Consider the following 5995-nt stretch of genomic DNA (forward strand, 5'->3'; position numbering starts at 1 on the left):
CGGTGTCCTGTGCACGCACAAAGAACGCCCCCGCCCCCCGCCCACACTGCCCGCTGGACACTCAAATGAAGAGCTGGTGGCGCAAGGCCCCCGAGGCCGCGAACGACGACCGGCTCGCACTCGAAGCCGGCGGGGCCGAACGCGCACTGCGACGGCTCGAATGGACCGTCATCCGCCGGCTCGATGGCCTCTTGCAGGGCGACTACCGAACCCTCATGCGCGGCACCGGCCTCGACCTCGCCGACCTGCGCGAATACCAGCACCACGACGACGTGCGCCACATCGACTGGAACGTCACCGCGCGGCTGCAAACCCCTCATGTGCGCGTCTTCACCGAAGACCGCGAAATGGCTGCCTGGTTCGTGCTCGACCTCAGCCGCTCCGTCGACTTCGGCTCGGGCCTCAAGGCCAAGCGCGAAATCTCGGCCGGCTTCGTCGGCGTGCTCGCGCGGCTGCTCACGCGGCACGGCAACCGGGTCGGCGCGCTCGTCTACGGCAAAGACCTCGAGGCCGTGATTCCACCGCGCAGCGGCCGGCGCCACGTGCTGCACCTGCTGCACGCCATGGAGCGCCGTGCCGACAAGGCCGAGGCCGCACCTACGCAAAAAGGCATGACCCGCCTCGACGACCTGCTCAAATCCGCCGCCACCCTGATGCCGCGCCGCTCCACCGTGTTCGTCGTGTCCGACTTCCTCAGCGAGCCCGGCTGGGAGCGACCGCTGGGCCAGCTGGTGCAGCGCCATGAAGTCATCGCCGTGCGCCTGTTCGACCCGCTCGAACTCGAGCTGCCCGACCTGGGCCTGGTGCCGCTGCGCGACGCCGAGACCGGCGAGCAGCTGTGGGTCGATACGCACGATGCCGGTTTTCGCAAGCGCTTCGCGCGCCTGGCGGCCGAGCGCGAAACCACGCTGCGCGCCGCGCTCGCCAAGGCCGGCGTCGACGCGCTCGAGTTGTCGACCAGCGACGACCTGGTGGAAGCCATCGTTCGATTTGCCGATTTGCGCAAGCGCCGCACGCGCATCGGCATGGCTGGCGTGAAGGCGGTGGCAGCATGACTTTTCTCTGGCCTCAATTCCTCTGGCTGCTGGCCGCGTTGCCGCTGCTGGTCCTGCTGTACCTGTGGCTGATCCGCCGCAAGAAGAAGCTGGCGGTGCGCTATGCCAGCCTGTCGATCGTGCGCGAGGCCATGGGCACGGGCCAGAGCGTGCGGCGCCACATTCCGCCGCTGCTGTTCCTGCTGGCCATGGCCGCGATGCTGATCGCCGCCGCGCGGCCCATGGCGGTGGTGGTGCTGCCGTCGAACCAGCAGACCATCATTCTTGCCATGGACGTGTCGGGCAGCATGCGCGCGGCCGACGTGCTGCCCAACCGGCTGGTGGCGGCGCAGGAAGCCGCCAAGAGCTTCATCAAGGACCTGCCGCGCAGCGTGAAGGTGGGCATCGTCGCGTTCGCGGGCAGCGCGCAGGTGGCGCAGTTGCCCACCACCAACCACGACGACCTGGTGACCGCCATCGACAGCTTCCAGCTGCAGCGCGCCACGGCCACCGGCAACGCCATCGTGGTGTCGCTGGCCACGCTGTTCCCCGATGCCGGCATCGACATCGAGCAGTTCAGCGCACCGAGCCGACAGCGCGGCGTGGCCATCGACCAGACCGAGAAGAAGCTCAAGGAATTCACGCCCGTGGCGCCCGGCTCGTTCACCTCGGCCGCGATCATCATGCTGACCGACGGCCAGCGCACCACCGGTGTCGATCCGCTCGATGCCGCCAAGGCCGCGGCCGACCGTGGCGTGCGCATCTACACGGTGGGCGTGGGCACGGTCGACGGCGAAACCATCGGCTTCGAAGGCTGGTCGATGCGCGTGCGGCTCGACGAAGACACGCTGAAAGCCATCGCCAACAAGACCAGCGCCGAATACTTCTACGCGGGCACCGCGAGCGACCTGAAGAAGGTCTACAACACGCTGAGCTCCAGGCTCACCGTGGAGAAGAAGGAAACCGAAATCTCGGCGCTGTTCGCTCTCGGCGCGGCGGTGCTCACGCTGCTGTCGGCGGGGCTGTCGCTGCTCTGGTTCAACCGCATCCTCTAGGCACAGCGGCCAAGGCCGCTGAATGGCAAAGGCGTTCTTCAGGCCTTCGGCAACGCCTGCAGGCCCGCAAGCACCTCGCGCAATATCTCTTCGGACAACGCCTCGTCGTCCACGGCGCGCGCCAGCACCACGCCGCCGTACATCGAGGCCAGCATGCGGATGGCATCGCCCCTTGCATTCTTCTTCGCGCGCCACGGAAAGTTGCGGGCGAAGCGGTCGATGACCGACCTCAGGTACGTCGTCAACGACGCGCTCACGCCCTCCCCGCTGTTCGATTGCGCGGCAAACGCCGCCACCAGGCAGCCGTCGGCGCGGCCGTCGCGGTGGTCGGAGCTCAGGTAGTTGCGCACGTACGCGCGCATGCCTTCGGGTGTTTCGCCGGCCGCATCGAGCTCGACCAGCGCGGAGCCCGCCGAGTGGGTGATGCACTGCGCCATCAGCGCTTCTTTCGAGTCGAAGTGGTTGTAGAACGGGCCGTGCGTGAGCCCCGTGGCTTTCATGATCTCGCTCACGCTCACGCCGTCGAAGCCGCGCTCCTTGAACAGGCGCGAGGCCTCGTCCAGGATCTTCTGGTGCTTTTCGGCGGTTTCCGCTGCTGGGTATCGCATGTGGCCTCTTCCTGTTCCGGGGTACTTCAAGACCTCGCTTGACGTTAAACATGATAACCATCATGCTTCGACACCTCAAACATGATGATCATCATGTTTGAACTCAACCCACTTTTTGAATGGATTCGAAATGAGCGAACACGCACCCCTCGGCACCGCCGTCGTCACCGGCGCCTCGGCCGGCCTCGGCAAGATCTACGCGGACCGCCTGGCACGCCGCGGCCACGACCTGTTGCTGGTCGCGCGGCGCGGCGACCTGCTGGAAGACATCGCAAAAACGCTTCGCACGAAGTACGGTGTGAAGGTGCAAACGCTGGTGGCAGACCTGGGCGCCGTCGACGACCTGGAACGCGTGGCGCAGGCCGTCGCCGCCGATCCCGCCATCACGCTGCTGGTCAACAACGCCGGCGCATCGACGCTGGCACCCGTCGCGCAAACCTCCGCCGCGCAGATGCAGACCATGCTCGGCGTGAACGTCAACGCCCTGACCCGCCTGAGCCACGCCGTGCTGCCGGCCTTCAAGGCGCGCAACCGCGGCACGCTGGTCAACGTCGGCTCGGTGCTGGGCTTTCACACGCTGCCGATCAGCAGCATCTACAGCGGCACCAAGGCCTTCGTGGTGGCGTTCACGCGCGGCCTGCAGGACGAGGTGACGGGCACCGGCGTGAAGGTGCAACTGGTGTTGCCGGCGGCCACGGCCACCGACATCTGGGAGCTGTCGGGCGTGCCGATGACGACGCTGGCCGAGGGCACCATCATGGCCGCCGAAGACTGTGTCGATGCCGCGCTGGCCGGGCTCGACATCGGCGAGGCGATCACCCTGCCCTCGGTGAACGATGCCGCGCTGCTCAGTGCCTTTACCGATGCGGGCGCCAAGCTGTTCACCGCCTCGCAAACCGGCAAGCCGGCGGCGCGCTACTCGGCCGCCGCCCTGCCCTTGGCTGCCGCGGCCTGAGCGGCGCTGGCCTCGATCGCCGCGTAGTCCGGCGACTTGACGGCCCCGATGCCCCCCAGGAACAGATCGGCCACCACCGGCGCAATGGCCGCGTGGTCGAGCTTTCCGTCGGGCTTCATCCAGGTGAACATCCAGTTGATCATGCCGAACAGCAGCATGGTCAGCGGCTTGGCCAGGTCGTCGCTCGGCGCACCGGGGCGCAAGGCCGACACGGCGCGCGCAAAGCCCGCGACCACTTCGCGCTCCTTGTCGAGCACGCGCTCGCGGTCGGCCTCTTCGAGAAAGCGCACATCGTCGGTCAGCACGCGGTGCGCGTCCTGCGCGCCGGCGTATTCCTCGACGATGCGGTAGATGAAGCGGCGCAGCCGCTGCTCGTCGGTATGGGTCGAGGCTTCTTCCTCGGCCACCAGCGCCGCCAGCTTCGACACGTGCGTCTCGGCAATGCTGATCAGCAGGCTGCTCTTGTCCTTGTAGTAGTGATAGAGCGTGGCCTTCGAGAGGTTGCACGCCTCGGCCACCTGGTTCATCGACGTGGCGGGATAGCCCCGGCGCGCGAACAGCTGGGCGGCCTGCGCAAGGATCAGTTCACGCTGGTCGTCGTAGGTGGCGGATCTTCCACGCGGCATCGGGTCGGGTTCCTGGAGTGAGCGGTTGGGGGCAACGCGCGATCTTGCACGAAGCGCGAGCGACGTCTTCAGCTGCCGTCAGTTGCGCTTGGTGGCAATGAGCGAGCGCACATCGGTGGCCGGCAGGCGCGGCCGGTCGGGCTCCACCTGCGCGAGCGGCGCCACTTCGTGCAGGCTCGCCAGGCTGCGAACCGTCAGCGCCTGGTAGGTGTGCGTGCCTTCGAGCTTCCAGGCAATTTCTTCCGCGCTCAGCTCGCGCTTCACCTTGGCCGGAATGCCCGCCACCAGCGAACGCGCCGGCACCTTCATGCCGGCCGGCACGAAGGCGCAGGCCGCCACGATGGCCTGTTCACCGATCTCGGCCTCGTCCATCACCACCGCGTTCATGCCCACCAGCGCGTCGCGCCGCACGATGCAGCTGTGCAATATCGCGCCGTGCCCGATGTGGCCGTTGACCTCGATCACCGTGTCGTTGTCGGGAAAGCCGTGCACGCAGCAGTGGTCCTGCACGTTCGAGCCCTCTTGCAAGACGATGCGGCCGAAGTCGCCGCGCAGGCTGGCGCAGGGCCCCACATAACAGCGGGGTCCGACGATCACGTCGCCGATCAGCACGGCCGTGGGGTGCACGTACGCGCTCGGGTCGACAACGGGAATCACGCCGTCGATGGAATAGCTGGGCATTCGGTCTGTCTCCTTTTTCCGGGGGCTCAGGGTTTGCCCTGAATCAACCCCACTTGTGCTGCGATTGAGCTCGATCCTAAAATCAACCGAACGGTCGGTCAATAGTGTTTGCGAGCCGGTCCGCCCCCACACAGGATGAGAAACACGAGCCATGAGTGATCCTTTGGTACTCACCAGCAACGTCGGCGCCGTACGCACGCTGAGCCTGAACCGCCCCGCGGCGCTGAACAGCTTCACGACGGAACTGCACGCCGAACTGATGGCGGCGCTGGAATTGGCCGCGCAGGACGAAGGCGTGCGCTGCTTGGTGCTCACCGGCGCCGGCCGCGCCTTCTGCGCTGGCCAGGACCTGGCCGACCCATCGGTCGCGCCCGACCCCACGCCGGGTGCCGCGCCCAAAGACCTGGGCCACGTCATCTCCACGTACTACGCCCCGCTGGTGGCCCGCCTGCGCTCGATGCCGGTGCCGGTGATTGCAGCGGTGAACGGCGTTGCCGCCGGAGCGGGCGCCAACCTCGCGCTGTGTTGCGACCTGGTGGTGGCGGCGCGCTCGGCCAGTTTCATTCAGGCCTTCACGAAGATCGGGCTGGTGCCGGACACCGGCGGCACGTGGTTGCTGCCGCGCCTGGTGGGCTCGGCGCGCGCGCTCGGCATTGCGATGCTGGGCGACAAGCTGCCCGCCGAAGAAGCGGCCCGCATCGGCCTGATCTGGCAGTGCGTGGACGACGCGGCCTTGGCCGAAACGGCGGCCGCGCTGGCCTCGAAGCTGTCCGGCATGCCGACCCGCGCCCTGGTAGCGACCCGCGAAGCGATGGCTGCCGCGCAAGACATGGACCTGGGCACGGCACTCGCCGAAGAGGCCCGCATCCAACGCGAGATGGGCAACGCCAACGATTACCGCGAGGGCGTCGAAGCCTTCCGCGCGAAGCGTGCGCCCGTGTTCACGGATCGCTAGGTCATGACTTGTTCTTCTGTTCGTTGTCGGGTTTTTAGCGCTGCTGTTCAGGGCCACGCACGCGCCGACGGCGTGCTCTGC

General features: G+C 67.4%; 7 protein-coding genes. 4 read left to right on the forward strand and 3 right to left on the reverse strand.

The features are described from left to right. Window positions 1-65 precede the first annotated feature (65 nt). Together DBV14_RS32285 and DBV14_RS32290 are read left to right on the forward strand one after the other, a co-directional pair. Window positions 66-1055 (forward strand): DUF58 domain-containing protein, encoded by a 990-nt coding sequence (locus tag DBV14_RS32285; RefSeq protein ID WP_124466064.1) that lies wholly within the window; start codon window positions 66-68, stop codon window positions 1053-1055. Continuing rightward, window positions 1052-2089 carry a VWA domain-containing protein gene (locus tag DBV14_RS32290; protein WP_124466067.1) on the forward strand — a complete coding sequence of 346 codons (1038 nt, stop codon included), beginning with the start codon at window positions 1052-1054 and terminating at the stop codon, window positions 2087-2089. Before DBV14_RS32285 ends, DBV14_RS32290 begins: the two co-directional genes overlap by 4 nt. 38 nt (window positions 2090-2127) lie before the next feature. On the opposite strand, the gene DBV14_RS32295 is transcribed toward DBV14_RS32290, so the two are convergent. After that, window positions 2128-2697 (reverse strand): TetR/AcrR family transcriptional regulator, encoded by a 570-nt coding sequence (locus tag DBV14_RS32295; RefSeq protein WP_124466070.1) that lies wholly within the window; start codon window positions 2695-2697, stop codon window positions 2128-2130. 130 nt (window positions 2698-2827) lie between these two features. On the opposite strand from DBV14_RS32295, the gene DBV14_RS32300 reads away from it, so the two are divergent. Next, window positions 2828-3652 (forward strand): SDR family oxidoreductase, encoded by an 825-nt coding sequence (locus DBV14_RS32300; RefSeq protein ID WP_124466073.1) that lies wholly within the window; start codon window positions 2828-2830, stop codon window positions 3650-3652. Here the strand turns inward: DBV14_RS32300 and DBV14_RS32305 are convergent. Together DBV14_RS32305 and DBV14_RS32310 are read right to left on the reverse strand one after the other, a co-directional pair. Then, the gene (locus DBV14_RS32305) at window positions 3613-4278 is read right to left on the reverse strand and encodes a TetR/AcrR family transcriptional regulator (protein ID WP_124466076.1); all 666 of its coding nucleotides are present in this window, start codon (window positions 4276-4278) and stop codon (window positions 3613-3615) included. The genes DBV14_RS32300 and DBV14_RS32305 overlap by 40 nt on opposite strands. A 78-nt stretch (window positions 4279-4356) precedes the next feature. Continuing rightward, window positions 4357-4959, reverse strand: a complete 603-nt coding sequence (locus DBV14_RS32310) for a phenylacetic acid degradation protein PaaY (protein WP_124466078.1) — start codon at window positions 4957-4959, stop codon at window positions 4357-4359. Window positions 4960-5110: 151 nt separating this feature from the next. On the opposite strand from DBV14_RS32310, the gene DBV14_RS32315 reads away from it, so the two are divergent. Beyond that, the gene (locus tag DBV14_RS32315; protein ID WP_124466081.1) at window positions 5111-5914 is read left to right on the forward strand and encodes an enoyl-CoA hydratase-related protein; all 804 of its coding nucleotides are present in this window, start codon (window positions 5111-5113) and stop codon (window positions 5912-5914) included. The last annotated feature ends 81 nt before the right edge of the window (window positions 5915-5995 follow it).

The organism is Variovorax sp. KBW07 (assembly GCF_003852515.1).
GTDB lineage: Bacteria > Pseudomonadota > Gammaproteobacteria > Burkholderiales > Burkholderiaceae_C > Variovorax.